Annotated in this window: 13 protein-coding genes; 8 read left to right on the top strand and 5 right to left on the bottom strand. The window is 72.2% G+C overall.

Annotation, left to right across the window (positions count from 1 at the left end; all coding sequences use genetic code 11):
• Positions 1 to 147: 147 nt before the first annotated feature.
• Positions 148 to 417, bottom strand: coding sequence for a hypothetical protein (locus OG206_RS23580; RefSeq protein WP_327119269.1), 270 nt, complete (start codon positions 415 to 417; stop codon positions 148 to 150).
• A 118-nt stretch (positions 418 to 535) separates the two neighbouring features.
• Here OG206_RS23580 and OG206_RS23575 point away from each other — a divergent pair, with 118 nt between their 5' ends.
• Positions 536 to 895 (top strand): ArsC/Spx/MgsR family protein, encoded by a 360-nt coding sequence (locus tag OG206_RS23575; protein ID WP_327119267.1) that lies wholly within the window; start codon positions 536 to 538, stop codon positions 893 to 895.
• Between the two features lie 10 nt (positions 896 to 905).
• On the opposite strand, the gene OG206_RS23570 is transcribed toward OG206_RS23575, so the two are convergent.
• Positions 906 to 1835, bottom strand: a complete 930-nt coding sequence (locus OG206_RS23570) for a Gfo/Idh/MocA family protein (protein ID WP_327119265.1) — start codon at positions 1833 to 1835, stop codon at positions 906 to 908.
• 206 nt (positions 1836 to 2041) lie between these two features.
• Between OG206_RS23570 and glnII the strand changes: the two genes are divergently transcribed.
• The 5 genes from glnII to OG206_RS23545 all read left to right on the top strand — a co-directional run bounded on the left by glnII (position 2042) and on the right by OG206_RS23545 (position 7894).
• Complete coding sequence (gene glnII / locus OG206_RS23565) at positions 2042 to 3076, top strand: glutamine synthetase (protein WP_327119263.1); 1035 nt, start codon at positions 2042 to 2044, stop codon at positions 3074 to 3076.
• Positions 3077 to 3475: 399 nt separating this feature from the next.
• A complete protein-coding gene (locus OG206_RS23560; protein ID WP_327119261.1) occupies positions 3476 to 4096 on the top strand; it encodes a winged helix-turn-helix domain-containing protein in 621 nt (206 codons plus the stop codon).
• A 202-nt stretch (positions 4097 to 4298) separates the two neighbouring features.
• Positions 4299 to 5567, top strand: coding sequence for a sensor histidine kinase (locus tag OG206_RS23555; RefSeq protein WP_327119259.1), 1269 nt, complete (start codon positions 4299 to 4301; stop codon positions 5565 to 5567).
• Complete coding sequence (locus tag OG206_RS23550; protein ID WP_327119257.1) at positions 5552 to 6199, top strand: response regulator transcription factor; 648 nt, start codon at positions 5552 to 5554, stop codon at positions 6197 to 6199. The genes OG206_RS23555 and OG206_RS23550 overlap by 16 nt, the downstream gene beginning before the upstream one ends.
• A 183-nt stretch (positions 6200 to 6382) precedes the next feature.
• The gene (locus OG206_RS23545) at positions 6383 to 7894 is read left to right on the top strand and encodes a DUF1996 domain-containing protein (protein ID WP_327119255.1); all 1512 of its coding nucleotides are present in this window, start codon (positions 6383 to 6385) and stop codon (positions 7892 to 7894) included.
• 96 nt (positions 7895 to 7990) lie between these two features.
• Here OG206_RS23545 and OG206_RS23540 read toward each other — a convergent pair whose 3' ends face one another.
• Positions 7991 to 8467: a hypothetical protein gene (locus OG206_RS23540; RefSeq protein WP_327119253.1), complete on the bottom strand. Its 477-nt coding sequence runs from the start codon at positions 8465 to 8467 to the stop codon at positions 7991 to 7993.
• 110 nt (positions 8468 to 8577) lie between these two features.
• Here OG206_RS23540 and OG206_RS23535 point away from each other — a divergent pair, with 110 nt between their 5' ends.
• Complete coding sequence (locus OG206_RS23535; RefSeq protein ID WP_327119252.1) at positions 8578 to 10503, top strand: hypothetical protein; 1926 nt, start codon at positions 8578 to 8580, stop codon at positions 10501 to 10503.
• Between the two features lie 90 nt (positions 10504 to 10593).
• On the top strand, positions 10594 to 11316 hold the full coding sequence (locus OG206_RS23530) for a TetR/AcrR family transcriptional regulator (protein ID WP_327119250.1): 723 nt from the start codon (positions 10594 to 10596) through the stop codon (positions 11314 to 11316).
• Positions 11317 to 11320: 4 nt separating this feature from the next.
• Here the strand turns inward: OG206_RS23530 and OG206_RS23525 are convergent, their stop codons facing one another.
• Both OG206_RS23525 and pulA read right to left on the bottom strand, forming a co-directional pair.
• Entirely contained in the window at positions 11321 to 11671 is a 351-nt protein-coding gene (locus OG206_RS23525; RefSeq protein WP_327119248.1) for a 5-carboxymethyl-2-hydroxymuconate Delta-isomerase, read from the bottom strand.
• 97 nt (positions 11672 to 11768) lie between these two features.
• Complete coding sequence (gene pulA / locus OG206_RS23520; RefSeq protein WP_327119246.1) at positions 11769 to 17075, bottom strand: pullulanase-type alpha-1,6-glucosidase; 5307 nt, start codon at positions 17073 to 17075, stop codon at positions 11769 to 11771.
• Between the last annotated feature and the right edge of the window lie 34 nt (positions 17076 to 17109).

Here is a 17109-nt window from a genome sequence, read left to right as displayed (position 1 = left end):
CCGTTGAGGAGGGTGCCGTGCTCGCCGCAGGCGGCCTGGCCTGCCCCGTCCCCGCCGTATACGGAACTGCGGCCGGGCGCTCCGCCAGGCACCCGCGAACCCGTGCCCCCGGACGTCCGGGGGCACGGGCGGTGCGGGGGGGTGCGGTCAGCGGCCGTAGCGGATCAGTGCGCGGACCATGCGGCAGGTGGTGTCGGACGGCGGGTGGATGGCGAGACGGTCGGCGGTCGTGCGTATCCGGTCGTTGTCGGCGCTCGACGGGTGGTAGACACCGCTGTCGAGCAGGGCGATCGCCAGGCGCATGGCCTTCAGGCGACGGTTGTGCGAGACGTACCACTCGCGGGGCCGGCCCGCGGGGAGCGGCTTCTTGCGCAGCGGCGTGTGGAGCGGCTCGGTCGTGACTGTGGCGACGGCCATCGGCAACCTCCTGGCACGGTGGTGGAACCCTCACGAACTCCCTCCATTTTACTGCCCCGCACTGACAATCGCCCCTGGCCAGAGGCCTTTTCGGGGTCACTCCCGTACCCTGGGCCCCATGGAGATCTGGATCAATCCCGCCTGTTCCAAGTGCCGCAGCGCGGTGAGTCTTCTCGATGCCGAGGGCGCCGACTACACCGTCCGCCGCTACCTCGAGGACGTGCCCTCTCCCGAGGAGATCCGGGACGTGCTCGGTCGCCTCGGGCTGGAGCCGTGGGACATCACGCGCACCGGGGAGGCCGAGGCTGTGGAACTCGGCATCAAGGAGTGGCCGAGGGAGCCCGGTTCGCGCGAGCGGTGGATCACGGCGCTGGCCGGGCACCCGAAGCTGATCCAGCGCCCGATCATCACCGCCGAGGACGGGACCGCCGTGGTGGCCAGGTCCGACGAGGCCGTCCGGGACGCGCTCGGGCGCTGAACCGCCGGGGTCAGGCGCGCACCGGCGCGAGCTGCTCCTCGGCCCGGGCGAGCACCTCGGTGAGCCGCAGCCCGAACCGTACGTCGCAGGGGTGTGCCACGCCCGTACGCGCCGCCTCCGCAAGCGCGTCGACGGCAAGCCGGAAGGCGTCGCGGGCGTCCACCGCGTCCGCGGGCAGGCAGGACACCCCTGCCTCGCCCCGGACCTCCAGCTCGGTCCCGGTCGCTCCCTCCGGCGCGTCCAGCGCGAGCGTCACCGTGCTCGACGCACCGGACGCGTGCCGCAGGAGCAGATGTGCGGCGTCCGCCGGTCCGCGGACCGCGGTCACCTCCGTCACCTCACCCAGCACCGGGACGAGGACCGAGAGCGCGTGCGGGCCGACGTCCCAGAGTCCGCCCTTCTCCCGGCGCCAGGGCGAGGCACCGAACTCATTGGCGGCGCCCGGGGTGAACAGTGCGCCGATCCACATGGCCCGTGCCGTGAACCAGCCTCCTGCTGCGGCCTGTTCGGCGATCCAGGCGGCGGTGCCCGCGTCGAACCGCATGGTGCAGAAGACCACGGAGGCGACCCCGGCCCGCCCGGCCGCATCGGCGACCTCGCGCGCGCCGGCGACGGTGGTCGCGACCGGCTTGTCCAGCAGCAGGTGGCATCCCGCGGCGGCCGCTCGTGCGGCGAGCGGCGCCTGGACGTCCGGCGGAACGGCGAAGGCGACCGCGTCGCTGCCGGCCAGCAGCGCGTCGAATCCTGCGTCGCCCGTGAAGGCCTCGGTCCCGTGCGCCGCAGCGAGCGTCCGGGCGGCTTCGGGGCGCCGGCCCCAGACACCGCTCAGGACGACGCCCGGATGGGAGGCGAGGGCGGGGGCGTGGGTCATGCGGGCCCAGGGGCCGGCACCGACGAGGCCGATGCGCAGCGGTCCGCCGGAGGCGACGTGTGTGTTCATGCTACAAGTGTGCCTGGACGCGACCGCGCTACGCGGACCGCACCCGGTGCGCCGCGGGATGGGACGGCACCCGGCGGAGGTGACCTGCCGTGCGACACCCGGGGGAAACCCCGGTAACACGCGGTTCACATACGGGCAACGGCCGGGAAATCGCGGCTTGCGAAGCTGCGCACCATAGACCGCAGCACCCGCAAAGGATGGCGTCCGTGACGTTCAAGGCTGAGTACATCTGGATCGACGGCACCGAGCCGACCGCCAAGCTTCGCTCCAAGACGAAGATCATGTCCGGAAGCCCGTCCACGGACGTGGCGGACCTGCCCATCTGGGGTTTCGACGGTTCGAGCACCAACCAGGCCGAGGGTCACGCCTCCGACCGGGTGCTGAAGCCGGTCTTCACGTGTCCGGACCCGATCCGCGGCGGTGACGACGTCCTCGTCCTGTGCGAGGTCTTCGACATCGACATGACTCCGCACGCGTCGAACACCCGCGCGCTGCTGCGCCCGGTCGCCGAGCAGTTCGCGGGTCAGGAGCCGGTCTTCGGCATCGAGCAGGAGTACACCTTCTTCGACGGCCACCGTCCGCTGGGCTTCCCCGAGGGCGGCTTCCCGGCCGCTCAGGGCGGTTACTACTGCGGTGTGGGCGCGGACGAGATCTTCGGCCGCGACATCGTCGAGAAGCACCTCGACAACTGCCTGAAGGCGGGTCTGGCCATCTCCGGCATCAACGCCGAGGTCATGCCCGGCCAGTGGGAGTTCCAGGTCGGACCGGTCTCGCCGCTGGAGGTCTCCGACCACCTGTGGGTCGCACGCTGGCTGCTGTACCGCACCGCCGAGGACTTCGACGTCTCCGCGACGCTGGACCCGAAGCCCGTCAAGGGCGACTGGAACGGCGCGGGCGCGCACACCAACTTCTCGACGAAGGCGATGCGCGAGGGCTACGACGCGATCATCACGGCGGCCGAGTCGCTCGGTGAGGGCTCCAAGCCGATGGACCACGTCAAGAACTACGGCGCGGGCATCGACGACCGCCTGACCGGCCTGCACGAGACCGCCCCGTGGAACGAGTACAGCTACGGAGTCTCCGACCGCGGCGCCTCGGTCCGTATCCCGTGGCAGGTCGAGCAGGACCGGAAGGGCTACATCGAGGACCGCCGTCCGAACGCCAACGTCGACCCGTACGTCGTCACGCGGCTGATCGTCGACACCTGCTGCACCGCGCTGGAGAAGGCCGACCAGGTCTGATCCCCACCGGGACGGCTCCGGCCTCACCGGCACGGTCACCGAAGGGGCGTCCGCGGGCGGACGCCCCTTCGGTGTGCCCGGATCCCCGCACGGCCGTGGGGCGGCCGGTGCGCAGGAGAGGGGTGAGGTGTCCGGCGCGAGGTCCGTATCGACGGGTGAGAGGGCTCTGATGCACAGCCGCAATCTCTGCTTCAATGGGGACATGACCGGCTTCCAGCACACCGCGTCGGGTCGCAGCGACCTCGAGCCGTTCTGGCCCTCCCGTCAGCACCATGACTTCGACCGGGTGTGTTGCCGCGCGTGGAACGCGCAGGCCCTCTAAAGCCGCCTCACACCGGCCTTCGGCCCGCGCGCACGACGTACGTCCTCGACGACTCCTCGCGCGAAAGAGCTGACCCCATGGCTGACACCCGTACCTTCTCCGCAGCGTCCGCCGCCACCGCGGCGTCCGCTGCGGCCTCCACCGCCGCCCGCCCCACCCTCTCCCCCGACCGTCCCAGGCTTCGCGCCGTCGACCGTGACGAGGTGGTCGAACTCACGGACGTGGCGGGCTTCCTGCCGCCTGGCGCCACCTGGCTGCCCGCGCCCCAGCACGCGCTGCCGGCGCTGCCGGGCCGGCCGCCGATGGTCGGTTACCTGGTGCTCGTGCCCGCGGACCAGCAGCCGGCCCTGGCCGGGGCCGTGGCCACGGCCCGGCACCAGCAGCTCGTGCCGGAGCCTGTGGGCGCTCCTGCCGCGAGCGGCCCCGTGCGGATCGACTCCACCCGGCGCACCGCCGCTGTGGACGGGGTGACGCTGGACCTCACGTATCTCGAATTCGAGCTGCTGGCGCACCTGGTGGCGCATCCGCACCGGGTGCACACCCGTGACCAGCTGGTGACGACGGTCTGGGGCTACGGGCACGTGGGCGACGGGCGGACCGTCGACGTCCACGTGGCCCGTCTGCGCCGCAAGCTGGGCGCGGAGCACCGGCGGTCGATCCAGACGGTGCGGCGCGTGGGCTACAAGTACACGCCCTGAGCTCCGGCGCACACGGCGGGAGGCCTCGGGGACCTGTTCCCCGGGGCCTCCCGCCGTCGGTGGACGGCCGGTGCGGGCGGCCGGTGGTGGTGCCAGGTACACCCCCGGTCGGGTGGCGGAACGGCTGACGGCGCACGGTCCGCAGGGGCGAGACTGTGCGTCGAACGGGATCCGACGGGGGGGCCCGGCGAGGGGAGACACGATGAAGCGAGCCGCACGCAGCCGGGTCAGGACCGCGTTGCTGACCGCCGGGCGGGCGTTCGTCCTCTCCTTCGCGAGCATCGTGGGCTCCACCGCTCTCTTCGTCCTGTCGGTCCTCTCCCTGGCCTTCGTCCTGCTGGGGGTGGGTCTGGTGACCACCCCGTGGGTCCTGGAGGCGGTGCGCGCCCATGCGAACCGGCGCCGACTGCTGGCGGCGACCTGGTCGGACGTCCGCATCCCGGTGCCCTACCGGCCGTTCCCGAAGGATCCGCGCACCGGTTTCAACGGCCGGGTCGAGCGGACCACGCTGCTGCTGAAGGACCCGGCCACCTGGCGGGACCTGCGGTGGCTGCTGCTCGACATGACGGCCGGCTACGTGCTGCTGGTCCTCACCTTCGCGCTGGTGGCCTATCCGGTGGAGGGGCTGGTCCTGGCGGCGGGGCTGTGGCGGGTGTTCGAGGACAGCACGTACTGGTACGGATTCGTGCCGGTCGGCAGCCAGCTGACGGGGCTCGCCGCGGCGGCCCTCGGCATCGCGGTCTTCCATGTCGGACTGTGGGCGGCCGAGCCGCTGCTCCGGTCCCACTTCGTGCTCGCCCGGTCGGCGCTGGCACCGGCGCAGGGGGAGCTCGCGCGGCGCATCGACCGGCTGACCGAGACGCGCCACGAGGCCGTGGACACGGCGGCCTCCGAACTGCGGCGCATCGAGAGGGACCTGCACGACGGGGCGCAGGCCCGGCTGGTGGCGATGGGCATGAACCTCGGCACCATCGAGGCGCTGGTCGAGAAGGACCCGGCGCAGGCCAAGAAGTTGCTGGCGATGGCGCGTACGTCGTCGGCGGAGGCCCTGGCGGAGCTGCGTGACCTCGTACGGGGCATCCATCCGCCGGTGCTCGCCGAGCGGGGGCTGGGAGACGCGGTGAGGGCGCTTGCCCTGCGCCTGCCGGTGGCCTCCGAGGTGACGGTGGAGCTCACGGGCCGTGCCGAGGCACCCGTGGAGTCGGCGGCGTACTTCGCGGTGAGTGAGACCCTGACGAACGCGGTGAAGCACGCGGGCGCGGACCGCATATGGGTGGACGTGCACCACGCCGGGGGCATGCTGCGGATCTCGGTCACCGACAACGGCAGGGGCGGGGCAGCGGTCACGGGGGGATCGGGACTCAGCGGAATCGAACGCCGGCTGGGTACATTCGACGGCGTACTCGCCGTCAGCAGTCCCGCGGGCGGCCCCACCATGGTGACCATGGAGATCCCTTGCGCGTTGTCCTAGCCGAAGATCTCTTCCTGCTCCGCGACGGCCTCGTACGCATGCTGGAGGCGTACGACTTCGAGGTCGCGGCGGCCGTCGAGTCGGGGCCGGAACTCGCCCAGGCTCTGGCCGAGTTGAAACCCGACGTCGCCGTCGTCGACGTACGGCTCCCGCCGTCCCACACCGACGAGGGCCTGCAGTGCGCGCTCGCCGCCCGCCGCAGCCGGCCGGGGCTGCCGGTGCTGGTCCTGTCGCAGCACGTGGAGCAGTTGTACGCCCGTGAGCTGCTGGCCGACGGCGACGGCGGCGTCGGGTACCTGTTGAAGGACCGGGTGTTCGACGCGGACCAGTTCGTCGACGCCGTGCGCAGGGTCGCCGCGGGCGGCACGGCGATGGACCCGCAGGTCATCTCGCAGCTCCTGTCCCGGCGCTCCGCGGACAAGCCGATGGGCGGCCTGACACCCCGCGAGCGTGAGGTCATGGAGCTCATGGCGCAGGGCCGTTCCAACGGTGCGATCGCGGCGCAGATGGTGGTCACGGAGCGCGCGGTGGCCAAGCACACCTCGAACATCTTCGCCAAGCTCGGCCTGCCGGTGTCCGACGACGACAACCGGCGCGTACTGGCGGTGCTCGCCTACCTCGACCGGGGCTGACCTGGTACGGGAACGCAGCCGGCCCGCCGGCCCCGGTCTCGACGACGGCCGGCCGTCGCGACGGCCCCGGGGCCCGCCCGTGTGGTCCGCCGGAGGAATTCCGGGCCGCTCTGAACGGCCGGGGCGCCCCGTCCGTATGGGACGTCACGCTTCTGACTCGAAGCCCCGAAGCGGAGGAGTTCCATGGGACGCACATCGCGCAAGAAACGTTCGACACTGGCCAACCGGGCGATCGTCGCCTCGGCCGCGCTGATCCTGGGTGGAGGTGGGCTGGTCGCCGTCAACGTCTACGCGAGTGCGGGCGAGAGCGGTTCCGGCTCGCCTCCCGGACAGGCTCTGACCGCGGCTCGCCAGATGTCCACCATTGACTGCCCTGACGCGGGAACAGCCCTTCCCGACGTACCGGAACAGGCGCGGCCGGAGGTCGATCGCGAACTGGCGGCCATGGATACGCAGATCACCGACGCGTACCGGCAGTTCGCGGACCGCAGGGAGCAGATCTCCCGGGATCCCGGTCTGGCACAGAACGCGGTACTGGGCCCGCTGCAGAGCAAGCGGACGGCCAGTCTGGACCGCATCGGGATCGCCGTGGAGCGAGCGGCGGGTGACCGCCCGCAGGGGCTGGACGGTCTCGCCGGATGCAGCCTCCGCGCGGACGACGAGGACGGCGGCGGCCAGGGCGAAGGCGGAGGTGACGGCCAGGACGGCGGTCAAGGCGGGGGCCAGGATCCCGGCGAGGACGGGGGCGACGGCCAGGACGGCGGTCAGGAGGGGGGTGACGACCAGGGAGGGGACCAGGGACAGCAGGGCAACGGCCCCGAGGCCTCCGACTTCGTCGACATCGAGTCGGTCCAGCCCGACGTCGACCGTCCCCGCCTCCGCCGGGGAGCCTCGCGCGGTACGTTCACCACCTCATGCGGCCGCAACGAGAACGGCAAGTTCAACCCCGACAACGTCATCGCGGCCCCGGGCGTGAGCAACGGCGCCCACCACATGCACGACTACGTCGGGAACCAAGCCACGGACGCCTTCGCCGGCGACGACGACCTGGCGGCCGGCGAGACGACCTGCCGGAACCGCGGCGACCGGTCCACGTACTACTGGCCCGTGCTGCGCCTGCAGAACGGTCAGGACGAGGACGACGTGGCCGCGGACGGTGGCGGGAAGGACCAGAACACCGGGGAGATCCAGACCCCTTCCCAGGTCACGCTGAAGTTCGTGGGCTCTCCCGCCGGGAAGGTCACGGCGATGCCTCGCTTCCTGCGCATCATCACCGGGGACGCCAAGTCCCTCACCAACGGCGACGCCAACGCGAACGCCTCCTGGAGCTGTACCGGTTTCGAGAACAGGCAGCTCAAGGACAAGTACCCGATCTGCCCCGAAGGCAGCCAGGTGGTGCGCTCCTTCGCCTTCCAGAGCTGCTGGGACGGCCGGAACACCGACAGCGCCAACCACCGCACCCATGTCGCGTTCGCACAGGACGACGGGCGGTGCCCCAGCGGCTTCCGGGCCATCCCGCAGCTGGTGCAGCGCATCGTGTACGACGTCCCGCCGGGCCCCGGCTTCGCCGTGGACTCCTTCCCGGAGCAGCTGCACAAGCCGGTCACCGACCACGGCGACTTCATCAACGTCTTCGACGACAGGCTGATGAAGAAGGTGGTGAGCTGCATCAACGGCGCACGCAAGTGCCGCTGACGCGGTGACCCCGCCACCCGGGGCCCCGTCCGGACCGGGCCGTGAGCCCGGCGGTATCCGGACGGGGGCCTGCGGGCGGCCCCAGAACCTGCGCGGTCAGCTCCCGTGGTGACCGGAGTGCCCGCCCTCGCTCCCCCCACTGCCACTGTTCCCCGAGTGGTGCGGCGAGGCGGTCTCCACCGTCCCCCCGAGCCGGCCGCGCAGCGCCGCGACCACCTCCGGGTCACCGACGGCGACCCACTTCCGGCCGACCAGGTAGGACCCGCCGTAGTCGTTGGCCTCGTTGATCCACTCCCGCTGCCCCCGGTCGGTGGCGAACGTGGCCAGCACGTAACGCCCGTCCCCGGTCGTACAGTTGGCCTGGCGCAGCTCCTCGGCGTCCGTCTGTACGTTGGGCTCGCAGTCCGCCTTCGAGGCCAGCTGCTCCAGGGTCCCCTTCGCGGTCGCCGGCACGTCGGGCGCGTCGTCGTCGTGCGCTCCTCCGCCGCAGGCGGTGAGCAGGGCGAACCCCGCCAGCACGGCCGCGGCGGCCCGGGGGGCCCGTACTCGTCGCCACTCCTGCGGTTGCACCATCCGGCCATCGTGCCCCGGTGGTACCACCCGGCGCGGGGAAACCGCGCAACCCGCTCCCGGAGGCGCGCGTGCCGGAGTGACCATCGCACCATTCGCTCGTTCTGCTGAACATGCCCCCTCAGCGAGCAGTACCGCCGCCTGCCGGCCGCCCGTTCGCGACACCGGCCGTCCCGGACCGGACCGAGGCCGCGCCCGCCGAGCACTACGCGCGCCTGGTCCGGGTCGCCTACCTCGTGCTGGCCCCCTCGCTGGGCCGCAACCGCCGTGTCGTGTCGGCCCACTGGCTGGCGCAGCGGGCCCTGGCCGCCGGGGAGGGCGCGGACCCGGGTCACGCGTACGCGTACGTACGGCTCCGGGTGGTGCGCTCCGCGCTGGAGGCCGGGCTGCCGTTGCTGAGGTTCGCCCGGCCCCGCCGGGCGCAGTTCCCTCCGCTGGTGCCGCAGGTGTGGGGGCTGCGGCTGTTCCCGCACTCGTGCGGGGCGGAGGAACTGGCCCTGGAGCAGGCGCTGGCCGGTGTCTCGGGGCCCTCCCGGGCCGCGCACGTACTCCGCGGGCTGGAGGGGCTCGACGACGCCGAGGTGTGCGGGGTGCTCGAAGCGGCAGGTGTCGCGGACCCGCGGGCCGCGCTGCTGGAGGCCGACGCACTCACGGCGCCGTACGCGCTGCTTGCCTCGCCGGAGTTCGACCCGTGCTCGCTCCAGGTCAGGCCGCCCGACGCGGCCCGACGCGCGCGGCGCGGGCGGGCCGTCCTGGCCGGGCTCGGGGCCGTGGTCGTCTGCGGGACGCTTCTGCTCGCCCCGGGGGACGGCCTGGGCGGCCCGGGTCCCGCCTCCGCGCCGCTCTACTCCCTGCACCACTCCGCCCAGCGGGCCCTGGACCCCGCCGCGCTGCGCAGGGTACCGGCCGGGCTCTGGCGGGGCTCGGAGCGTACGGATTTCACCGTGTGGCCGACGCGCGGCGACCGGACCGGGGACAGCCGGCTGCTGCGCCGCGCCCTCGCCGCGTGGGCGCGGCCGGGGCCGGCGGTGGCCGCGTCCGCGACGCCCGGGACACCCGACGGGCCCCCGATGGGCCCTCCGCAGCTGCTCTACGCGGGCGAGGTGGGCCGGGCGGCGGTGGTCCTGTTCCACGACGGTCTGCGCGTGGTGCGTTACGCCGAACCGCGCAACGCCGATCCGGCCGGGGGTGCGGCGCTGGACTTCGCCCGGGTGGACGGTGCGGACGCCGTGTCGGCCAGTGCGCTGGTGGTGCAGCGCCGGGACGGCCGGATCCGCTATCTGACCGCGCCCTGGGTGCGCGAGGCCGCCGTACGCGATCTGCTCGCACCGCTCCGGGCGCCGCGGGCGCTGGCTCTGGACCGGCACGGGGTGACGGACCCGGTGGCGGTGCCGGAGCCGCGGGAGGAGGGCCGGGCGGACTGCCGGTCCTGGCAGGCGCTGGAGGTGCGGGACGGCACGGCCGCACGGCTGATGACGGACCTCGGTGAACTCACCCCGGCCCGGCTCACGTCGGGGGCGCCGTCAGCTCCGCACGACGTGTCGGGCCGGGCCGAGCGGGAGAGCTGGGCGCGCACGGCGTGCCTGCTCCCGGCGGTGCGGTCCCACGGCGTCCGTTCGGTGAACTCCTGGGCGTACGCGCGACAGCAGCTCCCGGAAGGAGAAGGGGCCGCACAGTGGCTGTGCACCAGGGCGGACACCTGGCGGGGCACGGGGAGCAGGGTCCTGGCGCAGTTCCAGGCCCCGCCCGAGCTGTCGGGCGGGGCCGGGGCCCCGGGTGCGGTCGCGGCGCGCGCCGAGGACTCGCCGGACTGCGGGATGCGCAGGCCGCGGGTGCTGGCGGGCGTGCTGTGGAAGTCGGACGGCGGGCGGTGGTACGTACTGGCCGCGGGCTCCCGGCAGTTCGCCTCACTCTCGGCGGCGGGCGGGGTGCGGGGCCGGACCGACGGAAGGCTGCTGGCGCTGCCGGCCAGGGAGGGCGACCGGGCGCGGCTGGCGGGAGTGCTGGCGGACGGCAGCCGGGTGGGCGCTCTTCGCTGACCACAGGGTGACCGCCGCTCCGCCCGGCCTCGGAACCGCCTGGTGAAGGTGGCGGACCTGCAGACAGCCACCCCCGTTAGGCTGTCCGGCATGACGACCGGTGTGCGGCGCAGGATGGGCGTCGATGAACGCAGGGCCCAGCTGATCGGCGTCGCGCTGGAGTTGTTCAGCCACCGCTCGCCCGACGACGTGTCGATCGACGAGATCGCTGGGGCGGCCGGCATCTCGCGCCCGCTCGTCTATCACTACTTCCCCGGCAAGCGGAGCCTGTACGAGGCCGCGCTGAAGCGGGCGGCGGACGAGCTGGCCGGCCGTTTCCTGGAAGCGCACGAAGGTCCGCTGGGGGCCAGGCTGATCCGGGTGATGCAGCGGTTCTTCGACTTCGTCGAGGAGCACGGGCCGGGCTTCGCCGCACTGATGCGTGGGGGCCCCGCGGGTGGTTCGTCCACGGCGGACGCCCTCGTCGACGGGGTGCGGCAGGCGGCGTACGAGCAGATCGTCGCGCACCTCGGTGTGCCGTCGCCGCCCGCGCGGCTCGAACTGGTCGTGCGGTCCTGGGTGTCGCTGGCCGAGTCGACGGCGCTGCTCTGGCTGGACGGGAAACGCATCCCGCGTGCGGAGCTGGAGTTGCAGCTGGTGCACGACTTCGCGGCGCTCGCGTCGGTGAGCGCCGCGTACGACCAGGAGATGGCCGGCATCATGCTGCGGGTCTTCGCCCAGGAACCGGCGGACGGCCCGTTCGACGAGCTGCTCTCGCGGCTCGCCGCCCTGGCGCCCGCCGTGCCGGTGGTGCCGCCGCAGCGGCGGTCCTGAGCCCTCAGCGCTTGGCGTAGGACGGGTCGAGGTCCCTGGTCTCGGCAGAGGTGTGGACGACCAGGCCGTCGGCCGGCTTCAGGTGGCCGGCCAGCAGGCCCAGGATCGCCTCGGCGAGCCGTTCCTTGAGCTCGGGGGTGCGGCCGGCCAGCAGCGCGACCTCGACGTGCACGATCGCGTCGCCCGCCGGGGCGTCCCCGACGACGGACTCCTCGACGCGGCGGAAGCGGGTCTTGCAGCTGGGGATCTTCGTGGTGACGGTCTCGGCGACCATCGGGTGGAGGGCGAGGGCGAAGCCGCGTCGGTCGAAGCCGTCGTCGAGCTCGGCGGAGTAGTCGACGGTGATCTGCGGCATCTGGCGCTCCTGGGTGCGGGTGCGGTCGGGCTGTGGGACCTCAGCTTTCCCCGATCGTCTTGGCCGCACAAGGCGGTTCCGGCCGGTGCCCGGGCCGTCAGCGCGCGGAGAACACGGCGACCGTGCGTCCCGGCACGGTGAAGCTGCCCGACTTCCCTTCGTACGCGGCCTTCTTGACCGTGGGGTCGGCTCCTGCCGCCTGCACGGGGTGCAGGGCGTAGGACTTTCCGGCCAGGCCGGGGACGACCTGGTTCTGCGTGCCCGGGGTTGCGTTCATGACGACGACGAGCCCGCCCAGCCGCATGGTGATCACGCCGGGCGTCTCGTCCGCGCCGGAGAGCGGGAAGGACAGGGCGTCCTGCACCTCGGCCGCTGTGGTGAGGCCGAACTCCTGCTCCGTGGTCCGGATGGTGAGCAGGTCCTGGTAGGCGGCGGACGCGCCCGTGATCTGCGCGCACCCGGGGCTGAGCGCGGCGGAGGTGAGCAGCGGCTTGCCGTAGGACCACTTGTCCTTGTTGTCGGCGGCGGGCGGCAGCCCCCGGCCGAAGCCGTTGCCCTTGCGGCAGTCCCAGTGCAGCGCGTTGAACCAGTCGCCGCTGTCGTAGGAGTTGCGGTCCAGCGACTTGGAGCGCAGCAGGTCGGTGCCCGCCTGGGAGAGCGCGGGCCCCTGGGAGAGTGCCGCCGTCGCCATGGCCAGCACCTGCATGCGGGCGCGGTCCGCGGCCGGGGTGCCGGCCGGGAGCTTGAAGGCGAGGGCGTCGTAGAGCGTCTCGTTGTCGTGGGCGTCGGCGTAGGCGAGTGCGTCGCCGGGTACCGCCGCGTATCCGGCGGGAGCCCCGTTGTAGTCGACGGCCGATCCCCTGACCGTGCGGCCCCGGGTGTCGGTGAAGGTGTAGTCGGCGAGGTTGCCGGTGAGGCCGACCTTGATCAGGTCCTGGTAGTGGAGGAGCCGGGCCTTCTGCTCGGCCTCGGTGCCGTTGGCGGGTGAGGTGTTGGGGTCGGTGTAGAGGCCGGAGGCGAAGCCCTGGACCCGGGGGTCCTCGTCGAAGGGGCCGCCGCCGCGCACGGCGTCGCGGGCCCGGTCGGAGAAGGTGGCGATGCCGGTGCCGGCCATGTTCTTCTGGGTGGCCTGGACGAAGCGGGCGTCGTCGGCGATCTCACCGAAGTTCCAGCCCTCGCCGTACAGGATGATCTTCTTGCCGTCGACGCCGTCCCTGGCGACGGTGAGCGCGTCGAGGGCCTTGCGGACCGCGAGGATGTTGGCCTTGGGGTGGTGTCCCATGAGGTCGAAGCGGAAGCCGTCGACCTTGTACTCCCTGGCCCAGGTGACGACCGAGTCGACGACGAGCTTGCCCATCATGGTGTTCTCGGTCGCGGTGTTGGCGCAGCAGGTCGAGGTGGCGACCGTGCCGTCCTCAAGGAGCCGCTGGTAGTAGCCGGGGACGATCCTGTCGAGGACGGACTTGTCGTCCTGGCCGGCCGCGACGGTGTGGTTGTAGACCACGTCCATCACGGTCCGCAGTCCGGCGCCGTTGAGCCCCTGGACCATCTGCCGGAATTCGACGGTGCGCTTCGTGCCGTCCGGGTCGGAGGCGTAGCCGCCCTCGGGAACGGTGTAGTGCAGGGGGTCGTAGCCCCAGTTGAAGCCGTCCTTGGCCGCGGTCTTCGCGACGCAGGCCTGCTGCTCCTCGGAGCCGGGGGCGTAGACGGTCAGGTCGCAGGCGGGCTGCTGCCGGTCGGCCCTCTTCTCGGGGATGGTCCCGATGTCGAAGACGGGCAGCAGGTGTACGTAGCTGGTGCCGGAACCGGCGAGCTCCTTGAGGTGCTTCATGCCGTCGGACCGGGTGTCGGTGAAGGCCAGGTACTCGCCCGGGTGCTTGGACGTGGAGTCCGTGATCGAGAAGTCGCGGACCTGGAGTTCCTGGATCTGCGCGTTGCGCAGCGGGACGGCGGCGGGCTTCTTCAGGCCGGACCATCCGCGTGGTGCCAGCGCCGGGTCGTCGAGGTCGACGACGAGGCTGCGGGCGGAGTCGGCGGTCAGGGCGGTGGAGTAGGGGTCGGTGACCTTGTTGGTGACCAGTTTCTGGACGGTGGGGGCCCAGACCTGGACGGCGTAGCGGTAGGGCTTGCCCGTCCAGGACTTCTTGCCGGTGACCGACCAGACGCCGGTGCGGTCGTCGCGCCGCATCGGGACGGTCCTGCCGTCGAGTTCGAGCGAGACCGTGCGGGCGGTGGGTGCCCAGACGGAGAGCGTCGGGCCGCCCTTGCGGAAGACCGGGCCGAGGGCGGCGCCGCTCGCCGCCTTCCCGTAGAGCTCGTCCAGGACCCCGGCGATCTGTACGCCGGTGGCGGCCAGGAGGGCGCCGTTGGCGGCGCGCTGGGTGGCGATCAGCTGGCCGCGCAGGGACTCACGGACGCGGTCCCGGTCCCGGGTGTCGACGGCGAAGGCCGGGTAGTCCTCGAGGTGCGGGTACTTCGCCTTCTGGGCGTCGGTGAGGGCGGTGGCGCCGAGGCGCAGCCACCGCCCCTCGTCGGACAGGGCGCCGTCGACGACCGAGATGCCGCCCTTCTCCGCGTACACGAGCTGCTGGCTGGTGGCGTCGGTGGCCTTCACCTTCCAGACGACGGTGTTCGCGTCGATCCACTGGGCTTCGGCCTTGGTGAGGTCGGGCGTCGGGGCGCCGCCCGTCTGCGGCAGCAGGTAGCCGGGCTTGCCACCCAGCATCCAGACCTCGTGTCCGTAGGAGGCGAGGTCGAGGGACTGGTCGCTGGGGAGGTCCTTCTCGTCGCCCTTGTGGAGGATGTAGCTCAGCGAGGTGGCGCCGTCGGTGAGGGGGACCTCGAAGGTCACGCCGTACGCGTCGGTCCTCGCCGGCTCCAGTGGCTTGGCCCAGTCCGTGGGCGCGGCAGCCCCGGTCCAGGTGTGCAGGCCCCAGCCCGCGTAGTCGCCGTCGGCCCGGTGGTAGTGCAGGACCGCCTTGGAGGTGTCCTGGGGAGGGGCTTCGGGGGCCTCGGCGGACTGCTCGTCCTTGCCCTGCTCGATCCAGACCTGGCCGGTCCTCCCGAGGTCGACGGTCCGCTCGGGCCCGTCGGCCGTGCCGTCCTTCTCGACGGTGTACGGCACCGAGGAGGCGCCTTCCTCCAGGTCGATCCAGGCGAAGGCGCCGTAGGCGTCGCGCCCGACGAAATCGGCGGTCACGTCACCGGACTTCAGCTGCCAGCCGTCGTAGTCGCCGTCCGCGCGCCTGTAGTGGACGACGGCCTGGTCGCGGTCGACGGCGACGGGCTTCGGGACGGGCGGGGCCTGGCCGGCGGTCGTGGAGGCCACAGCGCTCACGGTGCGTCCCGCGCGGTCGATGACGACGGCCTTGTAGCGCAGCGGGGTCCCGGCCTTCACCGAGTCGTCCAGGTGCTGGGTGACCTTGTACGGGGCGTGGTCGGCTGAGCCGAGGGTGGTCCACATCCCGTTGCCGGTCTGCGCGGCGAACACGACGCGGTTCAGGTCCCCGCCGTCCACCTCGGCACTGATCTCGACGGTGCCGGTCGCTCCGGCGGCCGGCGCCTTGAGGGCGATCGAGGGCCTGGTGGCGGGGGTGCCGAGCGGCTTGTCGGCGCGGAGCACGATGCTGGACAGCGCGGGCACGGTGACCTCGACGGTCCTGTCGGCGGCGCTGCGCACGGTGCCGGAGCCGCCGTACAGCGTACGGAAGGTCATGCCCGCCGACTCGGTGGGCAGCTCGACCGTCCTCGCCTGGGTGGAGTTGTTGGAGGCGACGACGTACTCGTACGGCTTCCTGGTGTCCGTTCGCGAGAAGGCGTGGACGGAGTTCCTGGCGTAGCGCTCGGTCTGGGTGCCGTCGCGCAGAGCCGGGTGCTCACGGGTGAGCGTCGAGAGGGCGGCTATGGACCGGTAGAGCGGGTGGGAGGTGTCGAACGCGTCGGAGGCGTGCGTACGGTCCGTGCCCAGTTGGTCGTCGTCGAGGTAGTCGGCGGTCTTCGAGGCGAACATCGTCTGCCGGGCGTCCTTGTCGCCGCCCGCCCCTGTGTAACCCTGCTCGTCGCCGTAGTAGATCACCGGGTTCCCGCGGCCGAGGAACATCAGCTCGTCGGCGAGGCGGGCGCGCTTCAGGAGTTCGGCGTCGCCGGCCTCCGGGTTGTCCTGCTTCAGGAAGGTCCCGATGCGGCCCATGTCGTGGTTGCCGAGGAACGTCACCTGCTCGTAGGCGTTGGCCTGGTCGCTGGTGTAGCGGTAGTCGTCGGCGTAGACGGCGGCGAGCTTCGACGCCGGGGCGCCCTGGGAGGCGTACTGCCGGGCGGCTTCCTGGAAGGGGAAGTCGAGGGTGGCGTCGAGGCGTCCCCGGGTGACGTACGGCGAGGTGATCGCGGTGTCGGCGGAGTAGACCTCGCCGAACATGAAGAAGTCGTCCCTGCCGTGCTTCGCCGCGTATCCGTCGAGGGCGGTCGCCCACCGGGTCCAGAAGTCCAGGTCGACGTGCTTGACGGTGTCGATGCGGAACCCGTCGATCCGGAAGTCGCGGACCCACTTCTCGTAGATCTTCTCCATGCCGGACACGACCTCGGGCCGCTCGGTCCACAGGTCGTCGAGGCCCGAGAAGTCGCCGTACTCGGTGGACTCGCCGGCATAGGTCGAGTCACCCCGGTTGTGGTACATCGTGGTGTCGTTGAGCCAGGCCGGGACCTTCTTGCCCTTGTTCTCGGGGGTGTACGGGAAGGAGTCGGCGTCCACCTTCGCGATCTCCTGGACATCGCCGAACGGCCGGCCTTCCTCATCGAGGTACGGGAAGGCGCCCTTGGGCTTGTAGCCGTACTTCTTCTCGGCGTAGTCGACGGTGTCGGCCGTGTGATTGGTGATGACGTCGAAGAAGACCTTCATGCCCTTGCCGTGGGCCTTGTCGATCAGCTTCGTGAGGTCGGCATTGGTCCCGAAGTGCGGGTCGACCTGGGTGAAGTCGGTGATCCAGTAGCCGTGGTAGCCGGCCGAGGCCTTGTCACCGGTGCCTTGCACGGGCCGGTTCTTGAAGATGGGGGCGAGCCAGATCCCCGTGGTGCCGAGACCCTTGATGTAGTCGAGCCGCTGGGTGAGGCCCTTGAGGTCGCCGCCCTGGTAGAACCCCTTGTCCGCGGGGTCGTAGCCGGTCTCCAGCCGCGAGCCGGTGAGACCGCCCCGGTCGTTGGAGGTGTCGCCGTTCGCGAACCGGTCGGGCAGCACGAAGTAGAACTGCTCGCGGGTCAGGTCGTGCCTGGCCGGCTCCTTCGCGAGTTTCGCGTCCGAGGGCGGGGACGGGGGTCTGGGCGCGGCGGACGCGGAGGCCGCCGGTACGACGGGCAGCAGCGCCGCGCACAGTGCGGCGACGGCTCCCCGGCGGAGGGTGGTTCGGGACACGGGCGGGTACTCCTCGGCTTTCGGGGATCGGGCG

The organism is Streptomyces sp. NBC_01341, assembly GCF_035946055.1.
In the GTDB taxonomy this organism is placed as follows: domain Bacteria; phylum Actinomycetota; class Actinomycetes; order Streptomycetales; family Streptomycetaceae; genus Streptomyces.
This window is presented reverse-complemented; position numbering and strand designations above follow the sequence as displayed.

What these genes read in the sequence shown, in the direction of transcription:
- OG206_RS23580 (WP_327119269.1), bottom strand. Translation starts at nt 417, where the DNA reads ATGGCCGTCGCCACAGTCACGACCGAGCCGCTCCACACGCCGCTGCGC.
- OG206_RS23575 (WP_327119267.1), top strand. Translation starts at nt 536, where the DNA reads ATGGAGATCTGGATCAATCCCGCCTGTTCCAAGTGCCGCAGCGCGGTG.
- OG206_RS23570 (WP_327119265.1), bottom strand. Translation starts at nt 1,835, where the DNA reads ATGAACACACACGTCGCCTCCGGCGGACCGCTGCGCATCGGCCTCGTC.
- OG206_RS23560 (WP_327119261.1), top strand. Translation starts at nt 3,476, where the DNA reads ATGGCTGACACCCGTACCTTCTCCGCAGCGTCCGCCGCCACCGCGGCG.
- OG206_RS23555 (WP_327119259.1), top strand. Translation starts at nt 4,299, where the DNA reads ATGAAGCGAGCCGCACGCAGCCGGGTCAGGACCGCGTTGCTGACCGCC.
- OG206_RS23545 (WP_327119255.1), top strand. Translation starts at nt 6,383, where the DNA reads ATGGGACGCACATCGCGCAAGAAACGTTCGACACTGGCCAACCGGGCG.
- OG206_RS23540 (WP_327119253.1), bottom strand. Translation starts at nt 8,467, where the DNA reads ATGGTGCAACCGCAGGAGTGGCGACGAGTACGGGCCCCCCGGGCCGCC.
- OG206_RS23535 (WP_327119252.1), top strand. Translation starts at nt 8,578, where the DNA reads ATGCCCCCTCAGCGAGCAGTACCGCCGCCTGCCGGCCGCCCGTTCGCG.
- OG206_RS23530 (WP_327119250.1), top strand. Translation starts at nt 10,594, where the DNA reads ATGACGACCGGTGTGCGGCGCAGGATGGGCGTCGATGAACGCAGGGCC.
- OG206_RS23525 (WP_327119248.1), bottom strand. Translation starts at nt 11,671, where the DNA reads ATGCCGCAGATCACCGTCGACTACTCCGCCGAGCTCGACGACGGCTTC.